Annotated in this window: 20 protein-coding genes and 1 other RNA gene; 12 read left to right on the top strand and 9 right to left on the bottom strand. The window is 67.2% G+C overall.

Annotation, left to right across the window (positions count from 1 at the left end):
• Positions 1–45 precede the first annotated feature (45 nt).
• From B2G71_RS20610 to B2G71_RS20600, 3 genes are all read left to right on the top strand, one after another.
• Positions 46–342, top strand: coding sequence for a hypothetical protein (locus B2G71_RS20610; RefSeq protein ID WP_141521644.1), 297 nt, complete (start codon positions 46–48; stop codon positions 340–342).
• Between the two features lie 126 nt (positions 343–468).
• Positions 469–1,146 carry a response regulator transcription factor gene (locus B2G71_RS20605; RefSeq protein WP_098108547.1) on the top strand — a complete coding sequence of 226 codons (678 nt, stop codon included), beginning with the start codon at positions 469–471 and terminating at the stop codon, positions 1,144–1,146.
• A 91-nt stretch (positions 1,147–1,237) separates the two neighbouring features.
• Positions 1,238–2,554 carry a HAMP domain-containing sensor histidine kinase gene (locus tag B2G71_RS20600; RefSeq protein ID WP_098108546.1) on the top strand — a complete coding sequence of 439 codons (1,317 nt, stop codon included), beginning with the start codon at positions 1,238–1,240 and terminating at the stop codon, positions 2,552–2,554.
• A gap of 87 nt (positions 2,555–2,641) precedes the next feature.
• On the opposite strand, the gene B2G71_RS20595 is transcribed toward B2G71_RS20600, so the two are convergent.
• Both B2G71_RS20595 and B2G71_RS20590 read right to left on the bottom strand, forming a co-directional pair.
• Entirely contained in the window at positions 2,642–3,226 is a 585-nt protein-coding gene (locus tag B2G71_RS20595; protein ID WP_098108545.1) for a hypothetical protein, read from the bottom strand.
• A 160-nt stretch (positions 3,227–3,386) separates the two neighbouring features.
• The gene (locus B2G71_RS20590; protein ID WP_098108544.1) at positions 3,387–3,692 is read right to left on the bottom strand and encodes a chorismate mutase; all 306 of its coding nucleotides are present in this window, start codon (positions 3,690–3,692) and stop codon (positions 3,387–3,389) included.
• A 103-nt stretch (positions 3,693–3,795) separates the two neighbouring features.
• Between B2G71_RS20590 and B2G71_RS20585 the strand changes: the two genes are divergently transcribed.
• On the top strand, positions 3,796–4,812 hold the full coding sequence (locus B2G71_RS20585) for a polyprenyl synthetase family protein (protein WP_098108543.1): 1,017 nt from the start codon (positions 3,796–3,798) through the stop codon (positions 4,810–4,812).
• A gap of 10 nt (positions 4,813–4,822) precedes the next feature.
• On the opposite strand, the gene B2G71_RS20580 is transcribed toward B2G71_RS20585, so the two are convergent.
• Entirely contained in the window at positions 4,823–5,524 is a 702-nt protein-coding gene (locus B2G71_RS20580) for a GGDEF domain-containing protein (protein WP_168176428.1), read from the bottom strand.
• 191 nt (positions 5,525–5,715) lie between these two features.
• Here B2G71_RS20580 and hrpB point away from each other — a divergent pair, with 191 nt between their 5' ends.
• From hrpB to B2G71_RS20550, 6 genes are all read left to right on the top strand, one after another.
• Positions 5,716–8,169 carry an ATP-dependent helicase HrpB gene (gene hrpB, locus B2G71_RS20575; protein WP_098108583.1) on the top strand — a complete coding sequence of 818 codons (2,454 nt, stop codon included), beginning with the start codon at positions 5,716–5,718 and terminating at the stop codon, positions 8,167–8,169.
• Between the two features lie 33 nt (positions 8,170–8,202).
• On the top strand, positions 8,203–8,481 hold the full coding sequence (locus B2G71_RS20570) for an ETC complex I subunit (RefSeq protein ID WP_098108582.1): 279 nt from the start codon (positions 8,203–8,205) through the stop codon (positions 8,479–8,481).
• 73 nt (positions 8,482–8,554) lie between these two features.
• An RNA gene (gene ffs, locus B2G71_RS20565) (signal recognition particle sRNA small type) lies at positions 8,555–8,651 on the top strand.
• A gap of 62 nt (positions 8,652–8,713) precedes the next feature.
• Positions 8,714–10,570: a DNA polymerase III subunit gamma/tau gene (locus tag B2G71_RS20560; RefSeq protein ID WP_098108541.1), complete on the top strand. Its 1,857-nt coding sequence runs from the start codon at positions 8,714–8,716 to the stop codon at positions 10,568–10,570.
• Entirely contained in the window at positions 10,570–10,905 is a 336-nt protein-coding gene (locus B2G71_RS20555) for a YbaB/EbfC family nucleoid-associated protein (RefSeq protein ID WP_098108540.1), read from the top strand. Before B2G71_RS20560 ends, B2G71_RS20555 begins: the two co-directional genes overlap by 1 nt.
• A 17-nt stretch (positions 10,906–10,922) precedes the next feature.
• On the top strand, positions 10,923–11,435 hold the full coding sequence (locus B2G71_RS20550) for an ACT domain-containing protein (RefSeq protein ID WP_098108539.1): 513 nt from the start codon (positions 10,923–10,925) through the stop codon (positions 11,433–11,435).
• 50 nt (positions 11,436–11,485) lie between these two features.
• Here the strand turns inward: B2G71_RS20550 and B2G71_RS20545 are convergent, their stop codons facing one another.
• A complete protein-coding gene (locus tag B2G71_RS20545; protein ID WP_240530261.1) occupies positions 11,486–13,462 on the bottom strand; it encodes a sensor domain-containing phosphodiesterase in 1,977 nt (658 codons plus the stop codon).
• A gap of 424 nt (positions 13,463–13,886) precedes the next feature.
• Here B2G71_RS20545 and lon point away from each other — a divergent pair, with 424 nt between their 5' ends.
• Together lon and B2G71_RS20535 are read left to right on the top strand one after the other, a co-directional pair.
• Complete coding sequence (gene lon, locus B2G71_RS20540) at positions 13,887–16,307, top strand: endopeptidase La (protein ID WP_098108538.1); 2,421 nt, start codon at positions 13,887–13,889, stop codon at positions 16,305–16,307.
• Between the two features lie 225 nt (positions 16,308–16,532).
• On the top strand, positions 16,533–16,805 hold the full coding sequence (locus tag B2G71_RS20535) for an HU family DNA-binding protein (protein ID WP_098108537.1): 273 nt from the start codon (positions 16,533–16,535) through the stop codon (positions 16,803–16,805).
• A 109-nt stretch (positions 16,806–16,914) separates the two neighbouring features.
• Here B2G71_RS20535 and B2G71_RS20530 read toward each other — a convergent pair whose 3' ends face one another.
• Genes B2G71_RS20530 through B2G71_RS20510 form a run of 5 tightly spaced genes read right to left on the bottom strand, consistent with a single transcriptional unit; the run spans position 16,915 to position 20,411 of the window.
• On the bottom strand, positions 16,915–17,775 hold the full coding sequence (locus tag B2G71_RS20530) for a phosphatidylcholine/phosphatidylserine synthase (RefSeq protein ID WP_240530260.1): 861 nt from the start codon (positions 17,773–17,775) through the stop codon (positions 16,915–16,917).
• Positions 17,772–18,521: a phosphatidylserine decarboxylase gene (locus B2G71_RS20525; protein WP_098108536.1), complete on the bottom strand. Its 750-nt coding sequence runs from the start codon at positions 18,519–18,521 to the stop codon at positions 17,772–17,774. The genes B2G71_RS20530 and B2G71_RS20525 overlap by 4 nt, the downstream gene beginning before the upstream one ends.
• A 49-nt stretch (positions 18,522–18,570) precedes the next feature.
• A complete protein-coding gene (locus B2G71_RS20520; protein ID WP_098108535.1) occupies positions 18,571–19,383 on the bottom strand; it encodes a sterol desaturase family protein in 813 nt (270 codons plus the stop codon).
• Positions 19,384–19,387: 4 nt separating this feature from the next.
• Positions 19,388–19,882, bottom strand: coding sequence for an EF-hand domain-containing protein (locus B2G71_RS20515; RefSeq protein ID WP_168176427.1), 495 nt, complete (start codon positions 19,880–19,882; stop codon positions 19,388–19,390).
• A 25-nt stretch (positions 19,883–19,907) separates the two neighbouring features.
• The gene (locus B2G71_RS20510; RefSeq protein ID WP_098108533.1) at positions 19,908–20,411 is read right to left on the bottom strand and encodes a hypothetical protein; all 504 of its coding nucleotides are present in this window, start codon (positions 20,409–20,411) and stop codon (positions 19,908–19,910) included.
• Between the last annotated feature and the right edge of the window lie 182 nt (positions 20,412–20,593).

Raw genomic sequence — 20,593 nt, 5'->3', positions numbered from 1 at the left:
CATTCACGGCTTGTTCAAGCCGTCCGGTCTATGCAACCGGGCATCATGAAACGATCCCTCCTGATGCTGGCGCTTGCCGTCGCGCTGCCGACGGCGCCCGTCCTTGCCGACAAGAACGGCGGCGAACAGGCGAGTGCGCGCAGCAACGTGCGCAACGGCGGCGCGCTCACCAGCCGGCAGATCGAGGCGATCGTGCTGCCCAAGATGCGCGGCAAGAACTACATCGGCTTCACCTACTATCCGGTCGAGAACATCTACCGGCTGCGGTTTCTCGAAGGCATTCAGGCGATCGACGTCGATGTCGATGCGCGGACCGGACGGATCATCTCGCGCTCGCGCTAGGCGGACCAGACCGGGCATCGCCCCGCCGGGAACCGGGGGGAATCACCGCGCGTTTGCTTGACCGGGCAAGCCCGAATCCCCATTTGTAACAAGAACCAACAGCAATCATCGAGGGGAGTGAGTGCATTGCGCATCCTGATCGTCGAGGATGAACCCACGCTCGGCAACCAGCTCAAGACGACGCTGGAACAGAACGGATATGCGGTGGACCTCTCGACCGACGGCGAGGACGGGCACTTCCTCGGCTCCACCGAAGAATACGACGCGGTGATCCTCGACCTGGGCCTGCCCGAGATCGACGGACTGACCGTGCTCGGCATGTGGCGGCGTGAAGGCCGCAATTTCCCGGTGCTGGTGCTCACCGCGCGCGATAGCTGGTCGGACAAGGTGGCCGGGCTCGATGCGGGCGCGGACGACTATCTTGCCAAGCCGTTCCAGACCGAGGAGCTGATCGCCCGCCTGCGCGCGCTGATCCGCCGCGCCTCGGGCAATACCTCCAGCGAACTGACCGCGGGCGACGTGCGGCTCGACACGCGTTCGGGGCGCGTGACACTGGCCGGAGAGCCGGTCAAGCTCACCGCGCAGGAGTACAAGCTGCTGTCCTACCTGATGCACCACAAGGGCAAGGTGGTCAGCCGGACGGAGCTGATCGAGCATATCTACGATCAGGATTTCGACCGCGATTCCAACACCATCGAAGTTTTCGTGACGCGCATCCGCAAGAAGCTGGGCGCCGACGTCATCACGACCATCCGTGGCCTCGGTTACAGCCTCGACGACCCCGCCGACGCGCCCCGCACCTGATCCTGCCGAAGCGCCGGAGGCGGATGCGGCGGGCGGCGCGGCCAAGCCCCGCCTCGGGGGGCGCGGCAGTACGGGATCGCTCGCGCGGCGCATGATGCTGATCGCGGCGGGATGGATCTCTATCCTCCTGCTGCTTGGCGGAGTGGCCCTCGACCGCACGCTGACCGGCCTCGTCACGCGCAACTTCGACGAACAGCTCGGCTACATGCTGACCGGCATGATCGGCTCGGCCGAGATTGGCCCGGACGGCGAGGTCTTCTTCAACCGGCCGCTGGGCGACCAGCGCTTTCTCGAACCCAACAGTGGCCTCTACTGGCAGATCCGGGCCGCCGGACACGAGGATTTTCCCTCGCGCTCGCTATGGGACCGCAGCATCGACGTTCCCGCCGACCATTACGACGCGCAGCCTCACGTCTACGATTCGAAACAGTTTCCCGGAGAAGAACTGCGGATCATGGAGCGCTCGATCATTCTGCCGGGAAGCGATACCCAGTGGATGTTCACGGTCGCGGCCAGTCGCGAAAGCCTGGAGGAACAGCTCAAGTCGTTCCGCGCGATCCTGCTCTATTCCTTCGTCATTCTCGGCTTCGGCCTGCTGCTCATGGCCGGGATGCAGACCTGGTACGGCCTGTTTCCGCTGCGCCACGTGCGCAAGGGGCTCTCGCGCATGCGCAAGACCGGCGCGAGCCGGCTCGACGAGCCGCTGCCGCAGGAAGTCCAGCCGCTGGTCGACGAACTCAATGCCCTGCTCGCGCACACCGACAAGCAGGCCGAGGAAGCCCGGACCCACGCCGGCAATCTCGCGCACGCGCTCAAGACGCCGCTCACGGTGGTGATGAATGCGGCTACCGCCAAGGCGCCCGATCTTGCCGATACCGTGATCCGCGAGGCCTCGGTGATGCGCCGGCAGATCGACCACCATCTCGCCCGTGCGCGCGCCGTTGGCCGCCGCGCGGCGGGGCTTTCGCGCGCGAACGTCTGGAGCAGCCTGGAAGCCGTGCTGCGCGCGGTCGAGCGGCTCTATGACAACACGCGCTTCGACTTGGCCGGCAACGCCGATTCGGCTGTCGCGCTCGAGCGGCAGGATCTCGAGGAAATCCTTGGCAACCTCGTCGAAAACGCGGCCAAGTACGGCGGCGGCTCGGTGTTCGTGACCGTCGATCCCGGTAATGACCCCGTGCTCTGCGAGATCTGGGTCGAGGACGATGGCATGGGCATTCCCGAGAGCGAGCGCCAGCGCATCTTCGATCGCGGCGCGCGGCTCGATACCGGCAAGCCGGGGACCGGGCTCGGCCTCGCGATCGTTCGCGACGTGGTGGAAATCTACGGCGGTTCGGTCGAACTCGACGAGAGCGAGGATCTCGGCGGTCTCCTCGTGCGGGTCAAGCTGCCGCGCTCGGCGACTTGAGAGGGCTCCGCTCGCGAGCGGATCCAGAACGGCAACGAGCACCGGGACCGCCCCCCGGTGCTCGTGCGCCCGGCTCGGGCCGGCGGTTCAGGAGCGCGCCGACTCGAAGCGGCGTTCGCGCAGATCCACGGCGTCGGGCTCGTTCACCAGATCGTCGAAAAGGGCGCGGTAATGGATCATCGCGGCGCGCAGCTCGTCGGTGGTGGCGTCGCTGCGCCTGTGCGATTCCACGATCGCATGGCCCTTGCGATAGTTCTGCACGACCTCGGGATGATCGACCGAGAGATCTTCGGCGGCGTGTTCGAAATCGGTTACCGGATAGCCGCGCGCCTGCATGACCTCGCCGAGCAGATCGTCGGCGCGCATCACGGCGTACGACGGGTCGTCGACGAACTGGGCCTGGACCTTCTGCCAGGTCGCGACGAAGTGCTCTCGCATCTTCGGATCGAGCTTGCGGATCGTGTACCTGGAGACGCGGCGCTCGCGTTCGGAAAGGATGGCGATCGCCTTGCGCTGGTCGCCGACCCTCGACATCGTGCGGTCGTATTCGGGGCCGAAGCGGTCACGCAGTTTGTCGGTCCGCATGCGGCCGCGCTGCCAGAACATGATGCCGATCGCGACGAGCGCGATGGCGATGACAGCGAGAATGGCAATCGTGGCGTTGTTGGTCATGTCTCCGTTCTCCAGCCGCCGGCGGGAGAACCGGCGCATCCCGCGTTGCTCACATGCCCTCAACAACGAGGCATGCGCGGCGCGGTTCCCGCGGTTGAAAACCGGAGACCGGACGGTTGTCGCAATTGCCGAACGGTTCGCCGGGCGCCCCGCGCCCCGGTCAACCCTTGTCGGCTTTGGCCAGCTCGTGATGGCGGATCACTTCCTGGATGATGAAGCGCAGGAACTTTTCCGAGAATTCCGGGTCGAGGTGGGCGTCCTCTGCCAGCTTGCGCAAGCGGGCGATCTGCCGTTCCTCGCGCCCCGGATCGGAAGCGGGCAGCTTGGTCTTGGCCTTGTGATCGCCGACCGCCTTGGTGATACGGAAACGCTCGGCCAGAATGTGGATCAGCGCGGCATCGATGTTGTCGATGCTGGCGCGGTACGCGGCGAGGATCGGATCGGGTTCGGGTGCGGGGTCGGCCATGGCCCGGCGTCGCTAGCATGACGATCCGGCCGTGCCAATCGCAAGGCGCGCCGATGGTCAAGGGGCTTGCCATGCGCCGCGCGAAGCGCCATGCGCATCAACGATGAGCGCCGATGTCGTTGCCTTGCGCCCAGGGGGCGGCCAGCCTTCGCTGGACCCGATCCTTTCCCTCACCGCACCGGGAATGAACCGCGTCAACGCGGTGATCCTCGAACGCATGCAAAGCGAGGTGCCGCTGATACCGGCGCTGGCCGGACACCTGATCTCGGGCGGGGGCAAGCGCATGCGCCCGATGCTGACGGTCGCCGGCGCGGAGCTGTGCGGCTATCAGGGCACGCGGCATCACAAGCTCGCGGCCGCTGTCGAGTTCATTCACACCGCCACCCTGCTGCACGACGACGTCGTCGACGGATCGGACCTGCGGCGCGGCAAGGCGGCGGCGAATATCGTCTACGGCAATCCGGCGACCGTGCTGGTCGGCGACTTTCTCTTCACGCGCGCGTTCGAACTGATGGTCGAGGACGGCAGCCTCAAGGTGCTCAAGATCCTCTCAGGCGCGTCCTCGGTGATCGCCGAGGGCGAGGTCGACCAGTTGACCGCACAGCGCCATATCGAGACCAGCGAGGAGCGGTATCTCTCGATCATCGGTTCGAAAACGGCCGCGCTCTTCGCCGCCGCGACGCGAATCGCGGCCGTGGTAGCCGAGCGGAGCGAGGCCGATGAAGTCGCGCTCGATTCGTACGGACGCAATCTCGGCATCGCCTTCCAGCTCGTGGACGATGCGATCGACTACGAGTCGGAAAGCGCAGAAAGCGGCAAGGCCCAGGGCGACGACTTCCGTGAAGGCAAGATGACCTTGCCGGTAATCCTCGCCTACGCGCGCGGCGACGAGGACGAGCGGCGCTTCTGGCAGGACGCGATCGCCGGCTTCCGCGTCGAGGACGAGGATCTGGCGACCGCCGTTTCGCTTATCGAGAAGCACAATACCGTGTCGGCGACACGCGATCGTGCGCGCCACTACGCGCAGCGCGCGATTGACGCCATAGCGGGCTTTCCGCCCGGCGCGGCACGTTCGGCCATGGCCGAGGCGGCGCAGTTCGTGGTCTCGCGCCGCTACTGATCCGCGTAGTTCAGACGGCCTTGAGCCGGGGGCGCGGGCGGATGAAGCCGTGCCGCACGGTGCGGTTCCGCCCGCTGCGCTTGGCTTCGTACATCGCTTCGTCGGCCTCGTGCATGGCGCGGGCAAGCTCGCCGGCGCGGGCCCGGGTAAATCCCAGACTGATCGTCGGATGGACCAGCACGCCGTCATTGTCGGGAAGGCCGAGCGCGGAGATGCACAGGCGCAGCCGCTCGGCCGTGGCGAGCGCCGCCTCGGGATCGTCGGTCTCGATCAGGACGCCGAATTCCTCGCCGCCGAGCCGTCCGCACAAGTCGCTTTCGCGTACGCACTTGCGGATCGCCGAGCCGATCGCGGCGAGCACGCGGTCGCCGGTGGCGTGGCCGTGCAGGTCGTTGATCGCCTTGAAACGGTCGACGTCGGCGAGGATCAGCCATCCGCTGCCCCGGGCGAGCTTTTCGTTGGCGCGGGCAATGAAGGTCTCGCGGTTGGCGATACCGGTCATCTGGTCGGTCCGCGCGCTGCGCTCAAGGTGCCGATAGGCGCTGGCGAGATCCTCGTGCAGGCGCCGGACGCGCCCTTCCTGGCGGACGTAGAGCAGCGAAACCGGCGTTGAAACGCAGATCGCGCACAGGATGCCGACGAGGAAATAGCGCTGCGGGATATCGTAGCCGGGGACCAGATTGACCGCGAGCATGAATACCAGCGTGGCCACGACCGAAAAGCCTATGCCCTGTAAAAGCCGCGACACCTGTTTGAACCGCATATCTGAAACCCTCCCCGCGGCCTCGTTACCTAACCGTCGTTAATATAGGCTTACGCGGCGCCGGATCGCGGGTGAACCGGATCGCCGGCATCGCGGCGGCCGCCATGGCGCGGGGCCCTCTCACTCGCTATGGCGCGCCCATGTCGCGACTGCCGATCCTCGACGCCTTGCCCGAACTGCTAACGGCGCTGCGCGCGCCGGGCGCGGCGGTGCTCGTCGCGCCGCCGGGAGCGGGCAAGACCACGGCGGTGGCGCCCGCTCTGCTCGGCGAGGACTGGTGCGAGGGGACGGTCATCCTGCTCTCGCCGCGCCGTGTCGCCGCTCGGGCGGCGGCCGAGCGCATGGCCGAGGCGCTTGGCGAGCAGCCGGGAGAGACGGTCGGTTACGCTACCCGCCTCGATACGCGCCGTTCGGCTCGCACGCGCATTCTGGTGATGACCGAGGCGATCTTCGTCGCGACGATCCTTGCCGACCCGGAACTCGGCGGGATCGGCGCGGTCCTGTTCGATGAGGCGCACGAACGCCACCTGGACAGCGACCTCGGCCTCGCGCTCGCGATCGAATCGCGCGAGGTGCTGAGGCCCGATCTGCGCCTGCTGGTGATGTCCGCCACGATCGACGGCGCGCGCTTCGCCCGGCTGCTCGAAGCGGCGCCGGTGGTCGAAAGCGCGGGGCGCGCGCATCGGCTGGCGCTTCGCTGGCTCGGCGCTTCGCCGCAGGCCGCGACCGAGGATGCGGTCGCCTCCGCTATCCTGCTCGCCTGGCGCGAGGAGGAGGGCGACATCCTCGCCTTCCTGCCGGGCGTCCGCGAGATCGAACGCGTGCGCGAGCGGCTGGCGGAGTGGCTGCCCGCCGCGCTTGTCCTGCCGCTCCATGGGCAATGCGAGCCGGGCGCGCAGCGCGCCGCGATCCGGCGCGATCCGCAGGGCCGCCGCCGCATCGTGCTCGCCACCGCCATCGCCGAGACCTCGCTGACGCTCGACGGGGTACGCGTGGTGGTCGACGCGGGCCTCTCGCGGCGGGCGGAGTTCGACAAGGCCGCGGGCGTCACCCGCCTTGTCACGCATCGGGCCAGCCGCGCTTCCGCCTCGCAACGCGCGGGCCGCGCGGCGCGGCAGGGGCCGGGCGTGGCCTACCGGCTGTGGGAGGAGGCCGCGCACGCCGGTCGGCCCGAGTTCGATCCGCCCGAGATCGAGACGTCGGATCTGGCGCCCCTCGCGCTCACGCTGGCGAAGTGGGGCAACACCGATCCCGCCGCGATGGCCTGGCTCGATCCGCCGCCGCCCGCCGCGCTCGATGCTGCGCGCGGGGCGCTGGCGGCGCTCGGCGCGATCGACGCTGCCGAAGGTCGCATCACGCCTTTCGGCGAGCGTATTGCGAGCCTGCCGATGGACCCGGCTCAGGCCGCCATGGTGCTGCGTGGGGCGATGCTCGGCGATGCACGAACCGCGGCGCGGCTCGCGCTCTTGCTGCAGGAACGCGGGCTGGGCGGACCGGACGGTGACCTCGCGCGCCGCCTGTCGCGCTGGAACGGCGATCGCTCGGCCCGCGCCGAGGCCGCGCGCAAGCTCGCCGACGGCTGGGCGCGCCGCGCCCGCGCACTCGTTGCGGACGCCGAGGTGCGGTCCGAGGTTCCGTCGGGCGTGCTGCTCGCCATGGGCTACCCCGACATGCTCGCCCGCCGCCGCGATGCGAGCGGCGAGACCTGGCTGTCCGCCGGGGGACGCGGTTACATGCTTGACCCGGCCTCGCCGCTCGCGTCGTCCGAGTGGATCGTCATCGGCGACGCGCAGGGTCAGGCCAAGGGTGCGCGCATCTTCGCAGGGCTCGCGCTCGAGCAGGCCGAGGTCGAGCGCTGGTTCGCGGATCGCATTGCGCGTCGATCGGTGCTGCGCTGGAACGAGGAGCAGCAGCGCGTCGAGGCGCGGCTCGAACGCCGCCTGGGCGCGGTCGTGCTGGCAAGCGGGCCAGATCCCGCGCCGGACGCCGCGGCCTTGCGGGCTTTCCTGATCGCGCGCGTGCGCCTGAAAGGGCTCGACATCCTGCCGCTCTCGAAGGCGAGCCGCGCGCTTCTTCGACGGGCGACCTATGCGGGCAGCCACGCGTTGGGCGAAGAGGCGCTGATCGCCGATCTGGAGGCATGGCTCGCGCCGCTGCTGGCGCGCAGCCTCGATGCAATCGATCCGCAGGCGCTCCACGCGGCGCTGCGCGCCCGGCTTGACTGGACCGCGCAGCAGGCGCTCGACCGCATCGCGCCCGCCGAGTTCAAGAGTCCCGCCGGCTCGCATCACGCCATCGACTATTCGGACGAGGCGGGCCCCTCGGTCGAAGTGCGGGTTCAGGCGTTGTTCGGGCTCGACCGGCACCCCACGTTCGGCGCGCCGCCGCAGCCGTTGCTGCTCAAGCTGACTTCGCCCGCGGGCCGTCCGATCCAGTCGACGCGCGATCTGCCGGGCTTCTGGCGCGGTTCCTGGCGCGACGTCCAGCGCGAGATGAAGGGACGCTATCCCAAGCACCGCTGGCCGGACGAGCCCTGGACCGAAGACCCCAGCCTGAAGACCAGAAATGCGTTCGAGGCGTCCAAACGCTCTTGATTCGAAGCGCGATTCGTGGGCATGGCGAACGGCATGAGTGCACGCATCTTCCAGCGACCGAAGAACGCCATGCAGTCGGGCAGGGCGCTTACGGACCAGTGGATCCTCGAGTTCGCGCCTGAGGAGGCGAAGCGGCCCGATCCGCTGATGGGTTGGGCCGGATCGGGCGACATGAAGCAGCAGGTCCAGCTCAGGTTCCCGACCCAGGCCGACGCCATGGCCTATGCCGAGCGCTACGGTATCGCCGCCGAGGTGCATGCGACCCCGCCGCGCCGGCTCAAGATCCAGGCCTACGCCGACAACTTCCGCTGATATTGCCCGATCGTCGACCGGGCCGAGCCATGGACCGGGCTTGCATCGTGAGCCGCGTTTCGCCATATGCGCCGCCGGGAGTCGGTCGGGCGCTTGCGTCCGCCAACCTGGTCAGGTCCGGAAGGAAGCAGCCACAACGGGTTGCGGCGGGTCGGCCGGCTCCTTCTTCACTCCAAGGTTTTTCGCCGAAACGCGCTGACATTGTGACTCTCAGGTCCTACCTTCGCGCGTGATGGACGATTCCCGCGACATCTTCGGCCAAACGCCCCCCTGGCAGGAGGACGAGTCCGCCGAACAGCCGCCCGAGCGGCCGAGTGCGTCCGACCTCGAGGCGGCGGGCCAGTCCTCGATGTTCGGCGCGCCCCCGTCCTCGCCCCCGCCCGCGCCGGAGCCGCCTGCCGCTCCCGCCGAAGCGGGGCCGGCTCCCAAGCAGCCGCCCGCGCAGCAATCCGCACCGGTCGCCGCGGCGCAACCCTATCGCGTGCTTGCGCGCAAATACCGCCCGCAGACCTTCTCCGAGCTGATCGGCCAGGAAGCGATGGTCACGACCCTCGCGAACGCGATCAAGCGCGACCGACTGGCGCATGCCTTCCTGATGACCGGCGTGCGCGGGGTCGGCAAGACATCGACCGCGCGGCTGATCGCCAAGGCGCTCAACTGCGTCGGGCCGGACGGCACCGGCGGTCCGACGATCAATCCGTGCGGCCAGTGCGAACCATGCGTCGCGATCGCCGAGGGGCGCCACATCGATGTGATCGAGATGGACGCGGCGAGCCACACCGGCGTCGACGACGTGCGCGAGATCGTCGAGGCCGTGCGCTACGCGGCGGTTTCGGCGCGCTACAAGATCTACATCATCGACGAAGTCCACATGCTCTCGCGCAATGCGTTCAACGCGCTGCTCAAGACGCTCGAGGAGCCGCCGGCGCACGTGAAGTTCCTGTTCGCGACGACCGAGGTCGAGAAGCTGCCGGTCACGGTGCTCTCGCGCTGCCAGCGCTTCGACCTGCGGCGCATTCCCGCGCCGATGCTCGCCGAACACTTCGCGGCGATCTGCGAGAAGGAAGGCGTCGGCGCCGAGGATGAGGCGCTCTCGATGGTCGCGGCCGCTGCCGACGGATCAGTGCGCGACGGTCTGTCGATCCTCGACCAGGCGATTGCCCATGCCGATCTCGACGGCGAGGGCCGGGTGCTCGCCGCGCGCGTGCGCGACATGCTCGGGCTTTCGGACAAGAGCGTGCAGCGCCAGCTCTTCGCCGCGATCCTCGCTGGCGAGGGGGCGACGGTGCTCGAACTCGTCGCGCATCAGTTCGCGCTCGGCGTCGATCCGATCGCGCTGGTGCGCGGGCTGATGGATCTCACCCACCGCGTCACCGTCGCGCAGGTCGGCGGGACGCCGGCCGATGCGATCTCCGCCGAGGAGCGCGAGGCGATCGGCCTGTGGGCGCGCGACTTGAGCGCCGGGCAGCTCCACCGGATGTGGCAATTGCTGCTCAAGGGGCACGATGAGGTGAAGTCCGCGCCCGATCCTCTGGTTGCGGCGCAGATGGCGCTGCTGCGGATTCTCCACGCCGGTACCATGCCCGATCCCGGGATGCTCGCGCGCCGCATCGAGGACCTCGCGAAGGCCGGCCCGCTGGCGGCGGGGGTCGCCGCCGAAGGTTCTGCCGGACCGGTCGCGCAGGCGGCGCCCGCGCCGTCGGCACAGGGCTGGGAAGAGCTTGTCGCTCTCGTCGAGCGGCGCGGCGCGCTCGCCATCGCAAGCATGATGCGCATGCAGGTTCGCGTGGTCGAACTCGGTTCGGAGCTGCTTCGGTTCACGCAGCCGGGGGAGTTTCGCGATGACATCACCCAGGCATTGCGCGACGGCCTCAACCAGGCGACGGGGCAACGCTGGCGAATCGAGCGGGTCGAGGCGCAAGGCGCGCCGACGCTTGTCGAGCAGGACGAGGCGCGCAAGCGGGCCGACGCCGAAGTCGTCCGCCGTTCCCCCTTGGTCGAAGCGACGTTTTCGGCCTTTCCCGAAGCCGAGATCGTCGAGGACGACCGGCAGGCCGCGCATGGCGGCGGACGTAATTGGAGACGCTGATGAAGAGCATGGAAGAGATGATCGCGGCCGCGCAGCAGGCGGCCGAATCGATCCAGAAGCAGATGACCGAGACCCAGGGCAAGCTCGATGCCATCGAGGTCGAGGGGCTTTCGGGCGGGGGGCTCGTCAAGATCCGCTGTTCGGCCAAGGGCCGCGTCATCGGCGTGTCGATCGACGACAGCCTGATCCAGCCGGGTGAGAAGGCGATCCTCGAGGATCTCGTCGCGGCGGCCTACAACGATGCCCGGGTCAAGGCTGACAGCGTCGCCAACGAGGAACTCGCGAAGGCGCAGCAGGGCATGGGTCTGCCCCCCGGCTTCAAGCTGCCGTTCTGAGCCGGGACGGGACGACGATGAGCGTTCGCCTGATTCTCACGGTCAGCGGGAGCGACCGGCCCGGCCTGACGCAGGCGGTCGCCGACGCGGTGTTCGCGGCCGGCGGCAACTGGCTGGAAAGCCATCTCAGCAAGCTGGGCGGGATGTACGTGGGCTCGGTCCTCGTCGAGATCGCGCCCGATGCGGCAACGAAGCTCGAACACGAGGTCCGCGCGATCGATTCGCACGGTCTCGCGGTCAGCGTGGTTCCCGCCGGAGAGGATGCGGTCGCCGGCGGGGAGCCGCTGCTGATTGATCTCGTCGGACAGGATCGCCCCGGTATCGTCGCCGAACTGACCAGGCTGCTCGCCGGGCTCGGCGTAAATATCGAGGAAATCGATACCGAGATCGAGAACGGTGCGTGGTCGGGCGAACTGCTGTTTCGCGGGCGCGTCCACACCCATGTGCCCAGCGGCACCGACCCCGAGAAGGTCCGCTCCGCGCTCGAGACGATCTCGGGCGACATGATGGTCGATTTCACCTTCGGCTAGGTGCCTGGCGCGCGGGAGCCGGGCGGACCATTGCCCGACGGATCGGCCGCCTAGGAGACCTGCGCGACCGCCATCGCGGTCGCACGTTCGGCTTTTCGCAGGGCGGCGTCGTAGATCTCCTGGATCGTCTGCGCCTCGACCGGCTGGCTGAGATGGAAGCCCTGCAGGTGTGTGCAGCCGGCGACCAGCGCGGTTTCGACCAGCGCTTCCTCGCTCACCCCTTCGGCGACGACTTCGGCGCCGATCTGCCGGGCCATCTGCACGGCGGCATCGAACACGGCACGCGAGGTCTCGTCCTCGCCGATGTCGATCACGAGGGAACGATCGAGTTTCAGCCGATCGAACTTGAAGTTCTTCATCATGCACAGCGACGAATAGCCGGTCCCGAAATCGTCCAGGGCGATGCGGAACCCGGCATTGCGCAGCAGTTCGAGCGTGAGCAGCGCGCGCGCGTTGCGCTCGATCGAGATCGTCTCGGTGACTTCCAGAATGACGCGGCGGGGCGAAATCCGGTATTTTTGGCAGGCCTCCAGCAGGAAGCTGACGAAGCCTTCCTGCTGGAGCTGGATCGGTGACAGGTTGACGCTCATCGCCAGGCCCGCCCAACGCGACAGGTCCGACAGCGCGCGATCGACGATCCAGGCACCCAGTTCGGGCATGACACCGCTGCGTTCGGCGGCGGGGATGAAGCGGCCTGGGGAGATTTCGCCGAGCCGGGGGTGGCGCCAGCGCACCAGCGCCTCGATCTCCTGCGCGGCATTCGTGGTCGGGTAGATGGGCTGGTAAACCATTCGAAGCTGGCCGCCGCCAAGGGCTTCCGCCAGATCGCGTTCGAGCGCCCGGTCGAGATCGCGTTCCTGCGAGAGATCCGCGTTGAATCTCGTCGCCCGATTGCGGCCGTTGCGCTTTGAGGCATAGAGCGCGAGATCGGCACGATGCAGGATATGCTCGATGTCGCCGTCCGCCGACTCGATTTCGGCGAAGCCGATCGAAACCGTGATTGAAATGGCCGTTCCGTCGAGTTCGAACGGTTGACGAACCGCTCTGGTCAGCGCGTCGCAGACAATGCCGGGCGGGGCCTGGTCCTGCGTCGCGCAATAGATCGCGAATTCGTCGCCGCCGATGCGGGCGAGCAGGGCGTCTTCGCCGAGGGCTTCGCGCATGCGCTCGCCGAGCAGCCGGACCAGCCGGTCGCTCGACTCATGACCGAAGTCGTCATTGATGTACTTGAATCGATCGATATCAATCAGCGCGATGAACGCCGGGGCATCGTGATCGCGGTTCATCAGCAGCCTTGGCGCGATTTGCACGAAGGCGCGGCGGTTGGGCAGGTCCGTGGACGGATCGGCGAAGGCGAGGTCCTGAACGGCGAGCGCATTGCGCCGGAAGGTCTCAAGCGATCGCGCCAGGTCGCGAAGCTCGACGAGTTTGAACCTTTCGATCGGCACGTCGAGGTCGCCCTCGGCGAGACGCTTGAGCGACCCGTGCATGCGCCGCAGCGCGGGCAGGATATTGCGCGAGATGTCGAAGTGGATGGCAAGCGCGAGCGCGAGCAGCACGAGGGCGAAAATGGCCACTTGCCGGTTCCAGCGCTGCGCCGAGCCTTCGAGCCGCGCGATCGCCTGGTCGCGCCGCGCCTGACTTTCGTCGCTCAGCGCCGTGGCGGCGTTCAGCATCTCGTCCAGCCGCCGGGCGCTGCTGTTCGAGGACGATGTATTCCGTTGCGAAACAAAACCTTCCACCACACGGTCGAGGTCTTGGAAGACCTGGTCGTGCCGTGCCGGGTCTATCGCACCCAGACCGTCCAGTCGGAGCGCGTTGACCACCTCCTCGATATCCATCGCGGTGTCGGTCAGCGCTCCGGCGTAGCGGGCCATGCCGTCCGGGCCGGGCGGGATGGCGGCGCGCGAATCGAGCTTGAAGCGGATGACGAGCTTCAGCAGCCGGTCGCTCTGCGTCGCCATCGAGACAGTACGGCGCAAGTCTTCGCCCTCGTGCGCCAGCGCATTCGCGCGGTCGTGTGACACGAACTGAAGACCGAGGATCGCAAGAACGATGATTGAAACCGCAATGACGAGCCGTTTTTCGAATGATCGACTGGTGGTTGGGATCAGTTCTCCGATCCGCAAGCCCGGTTTATGTCCGATACGCGCGACCGCACCGCGTTCCACTATGGTTGGCCCCCAACTGCCATGACGCCCACCCCCGGTGCGCTATCCAAAGCTATCGCCTTGATAGGTTTACGTTTCATGACCGAAAGCGGGGCGGCGAAAGATTTTGTCCACGCGGCGAAAGGGTCTTGCGCGGGCGAATGGCTCGCCTGGCGCGCCGGGCCGCGGATGCATCCACAAGCAGGGGGCTTATCACCATTGCGCGCCAGCGGGGGCGCCCCCATATTCCCCGGGAAACCGGATATGTACGGTTGGGCGCGTAGCCAGCGCCCTTCAAACGATGGACTTGCCTGTGACCCAACTTCCCCTCCTTCCCCTTCGCGACATTGTGGTCTTCCCCGGCATGGTCGTGCCCTTGTTCGTCGGCCGCGAGAAGTCGGTCGCCGCGCTCGAGGCCGCGATGGCGGGCGAGAAGGACATCTTCCTGCTCGCGCAGCTCGATCCGGGCTGCGACGATCCCGACCGTGACGATCTCTACGAAACCGGCGTCATCGCCAGTGTCCTGCAATTGCTCAAGCTTCCCGACGGCACGGTCCGCGTGCTGGTCGAAGGGCAGGATCGCGCCCGGCTGGAAGCGCTGCGCGAGGAAGAATCCGACGATGGCGAAATGCTCGTCGCGAACGTGAGCAAGATCGAGGCGGTCAGTTCGTCGGGGACCGAGGTCTCGGCGATGATGCGTTCGGTGATCGACCAGTTTCGCGAATACGCCAAGCTCAACAAGAAGCTGTCGCAGGAAGCCGGAGACCAGCTTGGCGACATCGACGATGCCGCCAAGCTCGCCGACACGGTCGCCTGGCAGCTTTCCGCCAAGGTTTCGGACAAGCAGGCAGTGCTTTCCGAGCCCGACCCGCTCAAGCGGCTCGAGATGGTCTATTCGTTCATGGAAGGCGAACTCGGCGTCCTGCAGGTCGAGCGCAAGATCCGCGGCCGCGTTAAGCGGCAGATGGAGAAGACCCAGCGCGAATACTACCTCAACGAACAGCTCAAGGCGATTCAGACCGAACTGGGCGGCGGCGACGGCGAGGACGGCAACGAGATCTCCGAGCTTCAGGAGAAGATCGAGAAGACCAAGCTCTCGAAGGAAGCGCGCGAGAAGGCGACCTCGGAACTCAAGAAGCTCAAGTCGATGCAGCCGATGAGCGCCGAGGCGACCGTCATCCGCAATTATCTCGACGTCCTGCTCGATTTGCCCTGGGGTAAGAAGTCGAAGCTGAAGCGCGACATTTCCGAGGCGCAGGGCGTGCTCGACGCGGACCACTACGCGCTCGACAAGGTCAAGGACCGGATCATCGAATACCTCGCGGTGCAGGCACGCACCAACAAGCTGAAGGGGCCGATCCTGTGCCTCGTCGGCCCGCCGGGCGTCGGCAAGACCTCGCTGGGCAAGTCGATCGCCAGGGCGACCGGACGCGAATTCATCCGTCAGTCGCTCGGCGGCGTGCGCGACGAGGCCGAGATCCGCGGCCACCGGCGCACTTATATCGGCTCGCTGCCGGGCAAGATCATCACCAACTTGCGCAAGTCGGGCAAGAGCAACCCGTTGTTTCTGCTCGACGAGATCGACAAGCTCGGCCAGGATTTCCGCGGCGACCCCGCCTCGGCGCTGCTCGAAGTGCTCGATCCGGAACAGAACGCCAAGTTCCAGGACCACTATCTGGAGCTCGACTACGACTTGTCGGACGTGATGTTCGTTTGCACCGCGAACAGCCTCAACCTTCCGCAGGCGCTGCTCGATCGCATGGAGATCATCCGGCTCGAAGGCTATACCGAGGACGAGAAGGTCGAGATCGCGGAGCGGCATCTGATCGCCAAGCAGGTCGAGGCGCATGGTCTCAAGCCCGAAGAGTTCACGCTGACGCAGGAAGGCCTGCGCGACCTCATCCGCCACTACACGCGCGAGGCGGGCGTGCGCACGCTCGAGCGTGAGATTGCGCGGCTGGCGCGCAAGTCGCTCCGCCAGATCCTCGAGAAGAAGGCCGAGACGGTTACGATCACGCCCGAGAATCTCGCCGACTTCGCTGGGGTGCGTAAGTTCCGCTACGGCATCTCCGAAGAGGAGCACCAGGTGGGGGCCGTCACCGGTCTCGCGTGGACCGAAGTGGGCGGCGAACTGCTGACGATCGAGAGCGTTCTGGTGCCCGGCAAGGGCGCGATCAAGTCGACCGGCAAGCTCGGCGAAGTGATGAGCGAATCGATCCAGGCCGCCTTCAGCTTCGTGCGGGCCCGATCGCCCGCTTACGGCGTGAAGCCCTCGGTCTTCCAGCGCAAGGACGTGCACATCCACTTGCCCGAAGGCGCGGTCCCCAAGGACGGCCCCTCGGCGGGCATCGGCATGGTCACCTCGATCATCTCGACGCTGACCGGCATCGCGGTGCGCAAGGATATCGCCATGACCGGCGAAGTGACGCTGCGCGGGCGGGTGCTGCCGATCGGCGGCCTCAAGGAAAAGCTGCTGGCGGCGCTTCGCGGCGGGATCAAGGTCGTCCTCATCCCCGAGGAGAACCGCAAGGATCTCGCCGAGATTCCCGACAACGTGAAGCAGGGGCTGGAGATCATCCCGGTGCGCCACGTCGACGAGGTTCTGGCGAAGGCGCTGGTCGATCCGGTCTCGCCGATCGAGTGGACCGAGGCTGATGAGCTGGCGAGCCAGTCCACTTCGCCGGGACTTGGCGGCAATCCGCCCTCGCCGACTGCGCACTAGTCTACACTTTTACTGGGCGGCATCTGGCGTGCCGCCCGCGCTTGTTCGCTGTTGTTGCAGTGCACAAGCCGGGATAGTCGAAGACTTTTTTATCAAACGTCCGGTGCAGGCGCACTTCGGCGGCTTTTGATTTTGACTTCGGTGACAAATCGGTTTCAATTCGAGCTGAGTCGAGAGGCGATTCTTGCAACTTTCCGATTCACCGTGGCTTAGGGGGTTCCCAGAATGAACAAGAACGATCTCATCAGCGCTGTTGCCGATACGAGCGGACTTACACGGAGCGACGCCACGAAGGCCGTCGAAGGCGTGTTCGACTCGATCACGGGCGCGCTGAAAAAGGGGGATGAGGTTAGACTGGTTGGTTTCGGTACGTTTTCGGTCGCGAAGCGCAAGGCGTCGACGGGCCGCAATCCGCGCACCGGTGAGCCGATGGAGATCAAGGCCTCCACTCAGCCCAAGTTCAAGGCGGGCAAAGGACTGAAAGACGCCGTCAACTAACGAGAGAGGCGGCCTGGTCCGTCAGAAAGTCGATTTTCGAAAAGCGCCGTGCTTTGAATAGAAGCGCGGCGCTTTTTTGAAGTAATGTGTACTGGTTCGCGGTCGTCGCCTATTCGCGCTCGATCGCTTGCGTCGCCCCTGTCTCCGTGTCGGTTGCGGAGGCGTCACTTTCCCCTTTGCGACGGTGGCGGCGGGCATAGGCAATCGCGCCGATCGGAACCAGAGCGAGGTAGCCCATCGTCAGGGCGGCCAGTGTCAGCCAGGGCTCGGTCAGGAGCGCCGCTACGAGCAGGCCGACGACGGCAATGACGCCGATGCGGATTTCGCGCGGTGGACGCAGTTTCGACCAGCTCAGCGTCGGCAGGTTCGAGATCATCAGGAAGGCGATCAGCGCCATCCACAAGCTCACGGCAACCGGATGCGCGAACTCGTTCACGCCGCTGGCGATCCACAGATAGAGCGGCAGGAAGGCGAGACCGGCGCCAAGCGGCGCCGGAACCCCGGTCAGGAAGCCCGCGACCTTGTGCGGCTGGTCATGAATGTCGAGCCGCGCGTTGAAGCGGGCCAGCCGCAGCACGCAGCAGATCGCGAAGGCGAGCGCGGAGATCCAGCCGATGCTCGGCAAGTCGCGCAAGGCCCACAGATAGACGATCAGCGCCGGTGCAACGCCGAACGAGATCGAATCGGCGAGGCTGTCGAGTTCGGCGCCAAATCGCGTCTGCGCCTTGAGGAGCCGCGCGGCGCGGCCGTCGATCCCGTCCAGCAGGCCGGCGAGGATCACCGCCTGGACCGACTTTTCGAAATCGCCGGCGATCGCGAAACGGATGCCGGTGAGGCCCGAGCAGAGCGCCGCCGCGGTAATGGCGTTGGGGACGAGCGCGCGCGCGCTCAGTCCCTTGGCGAGGCGTCGCTTGCCGCGACCGGGCAGAGGATCATCGACGAAATCGGGGTCACCGAGCGCGTCGGTCACTGGGAAACGCCCTGGATCAGCGGCGCCTCGCCCAGTTCGGCAAGCACCGTCTCGCCCGCGACGACCTTCTGGCCCATCAGCACGCGCGGCTCGCTGCCGCGCGGCAGATAGACATCGACGCGGCTGCCGAAGCGGATAAGCCCGACACGCTGGCCGGACGCGAGGATATCGCCGGGCTTGATGAAGGGTACGATCCGCCGCGCGACCAGTCCCGCGATCTGCGTAAAACAGATCTGCAGGCCGTCGCCGCGTTCGATGAGGACGTGCTGGCGCTCGTTCTCCTCGCTCGCCTTGTCGAGATCGGCGTTCACGAACTTGCCGGGGATGTAGATCACCCGCCGCACCGTGCCGCCGATCGGGGCGCGGTTGATGTGCACGTCGAACACGCTCATGAAGATCGAGAGGCGGGTGACCTCGTCCGGCGGAAGCGGCGCCAGGCCGCTGCCGTCGTCGGTGGTCAGTTCACGCGGGGGCGCGACCTTCTGGATGAGGGTGACGAGGCCATCCGCGGGCGCGACGAGGAAGCGGTCCTCGGTGGGCGTAATGCGGACCGGATCGCGGAAGAACGCCACCACGCAAACCGTGAGGATCGCGAGCGGCCAGGCGATCCAGGTCCATCCGAGGATCAGCGTCACAAGACAGGCAACCGCGACGATCGCCCCGAACTTGCGGCCTTCCGGATGAATCGCAGGCCATTGCCAACTGACTTCGCCCCGGCCCTGATTGTCAACTATCTCTCCGGGCATTGAAGGCATGTAGGGCCTCCGCTGCCGCGCCGCAATGGCGCAGGCCGCATCAGGGACGGCCGAACGCGATCCTGACCCTGGCGGCGCCCCCTTCGGCGCGCCGCATGTCCCGCATCATCCTGCCCCATTCGTGCAGCGCGATGCGCAGCGGATTACGGCTGTCGAGGCCGTTGACAAGGCCGTAGCGCAGTCCGCCGCCCGCGGGCTCCTGCCGGAACGTGCCGAAGAGCCGGTCGAACACGATCAGCACGCCGCCGAAATTGCAGTCGAGGAAGGCGGCGTCGCGCGAATGGTGCGCCCGGTGATGTGACGGAGTGTTCAAGATCCATTCGAGCGGCCCCAGCCTGCCGACCATCTCGGTGTGCAGCGGGAACTGATAGAGCAGGTTGATGCCAAGCAGCGTCACCACCACCACGGGCGGGAAGCCGGCCAGCAGCAGGCTGGCGAAGAACAGCCAGCCGAGCGAGAAGAACTCGGTCCAGCCCAGCCGGACGGCGGCGGGCAAGACCATCTCGGTCGCGCTGTGATGCACCGCGTGGGTCGCCCAGAGCCAGCGAACGGTGTGGCTGAAGCGATGAAACCAGTAGTAGACGAACTCCACCGCGACGAAGCCCGCGACCCAGGTGCGCCAGTCATCGACCGGCCATGCGAACGGTGCAACTTGCGCCAGTCCGCCGAAGATCACGGCAAGCGCGATGCCGGTCAGCGGCCGGATGATGCCCTGACCGACGGCGACGCCCAGGCTGGCGAGAGCCGCGCCGCCGTCATAGCCGTGCTTCGTCCTGCGCCGCCAGACGAATTCGCCGGCGATCAGGGCCAGCAGGATCGGGAGGATCCAGGGGTGCTCGAGGGCGAGCCGCATGGGGCTATTGCCGGGCTCGGGCGTTCTCCGCCCGTTCGGTCATGGCCTGCGCTTCGGCCTCGGTCACGCGGCCGTCGCGATCGGTATCGGCAAGGTCGAACAGCGTCGTCGGCCCGTCTACGAATTCGGCCCGGCTGATGCGGCCGTCGCGGTTCGTGTCGAACTCCTGGCGCAAGGTGCTGATCCTGTCGCCATCCCAGCGCTTCTGGGCAAATCCGGGCAGGTCGTCGCGCGAAAAGTAACCGTCGCTGTCGCGGTCGAAGCGCTGCCATTGGCTCGCGCGCATGGCGAGGAATTCTGCGCGGCTGACCGCGCCGTCGCCGTTGGTGTCGGCGGCGCGGAGCCGCTCCATCGCGTTTTCGGGGATTTGCCGCGCGCCGGCCGGGAAGACGGTGACGCCGAGGAGGGCGCCCGCGCACAGCATGAGGGTGAAAGACTGGTTCATTTTGATCAAATCCGGGAAGAGGAGGCCAATACCCCGCCGGACCATGCGCGGCATGCATCCGGCGGGGTGACCGAAACCGTCAGCGGCAGGGGATCGTATTGCCGTAGGCATCGCTGCAGGTCCCGGTGTGGACGGGCTTGCCCGTCGCGGGGTCGATCTGGGTCGTGCCCGAGTAGGAATTGCCGGTTTGCGCGTTGGTCGCGCTGCTCGAGCGGCTGCCGGACCATGTGCCGTCCGACGAGCGGGTGAAACCGCCCTGGCTGTAGACGCTGCCGCGCGGGCCGGACGCGCCCGCCTCGCCCTGGCGCGAGACCGAGCCGTCGGGCGAGACCGTCGTCGAAGAGGCGCGCGCGCCGCGGCTGCCGTTGTAGCCGGCGAAGGCGCCGCCGCTGGCGTGGGTGACGCTGCCGTCGCTGTTGCGCACGGTGCCGCGTGCGCGCACCGCCGCGCCGCGCGGCCCGGCCGCGGCCGTGCTCGCGCCGTTGGGGCCCGTGGCACGAATGACGCCGCGCGCTTCGACAGTGGTGGAAAGGAGGGCTGCGAAGACCGCCAGCGAAGCGGCGGCAGTGCGGATTCTGGTCATCTGCGGGTTACTCCTTGGTGGAATCGGGCCTGTCCTTGGGACGGCCTCTATCTCGACCGAGGATGCGTCGCGGTGATGTCGCGGCGCGGCGATGCGATGGCAATTCGTTGCGCGCGGCGCGGTTCGTAACGCCTTGTCACATTTTCCCGGCTGGCCGCCTCGCGGATGTGCTGGCAGTCAGG

It is taken from the genome of Novosphingobium sp. PC22D, assembly GCF_002556635.1.
GTDB lineage: Bacteria > Pseudomonadota > Alphaproteobacteria > Sphingomonadales > Sphingomonadaceae > Novosphingobium.
The sequence above is the reverse complement of the archived record's forward strand: the minus strand, read 5'-3'. Positions and strand labels throughout refer to the sequence as shown.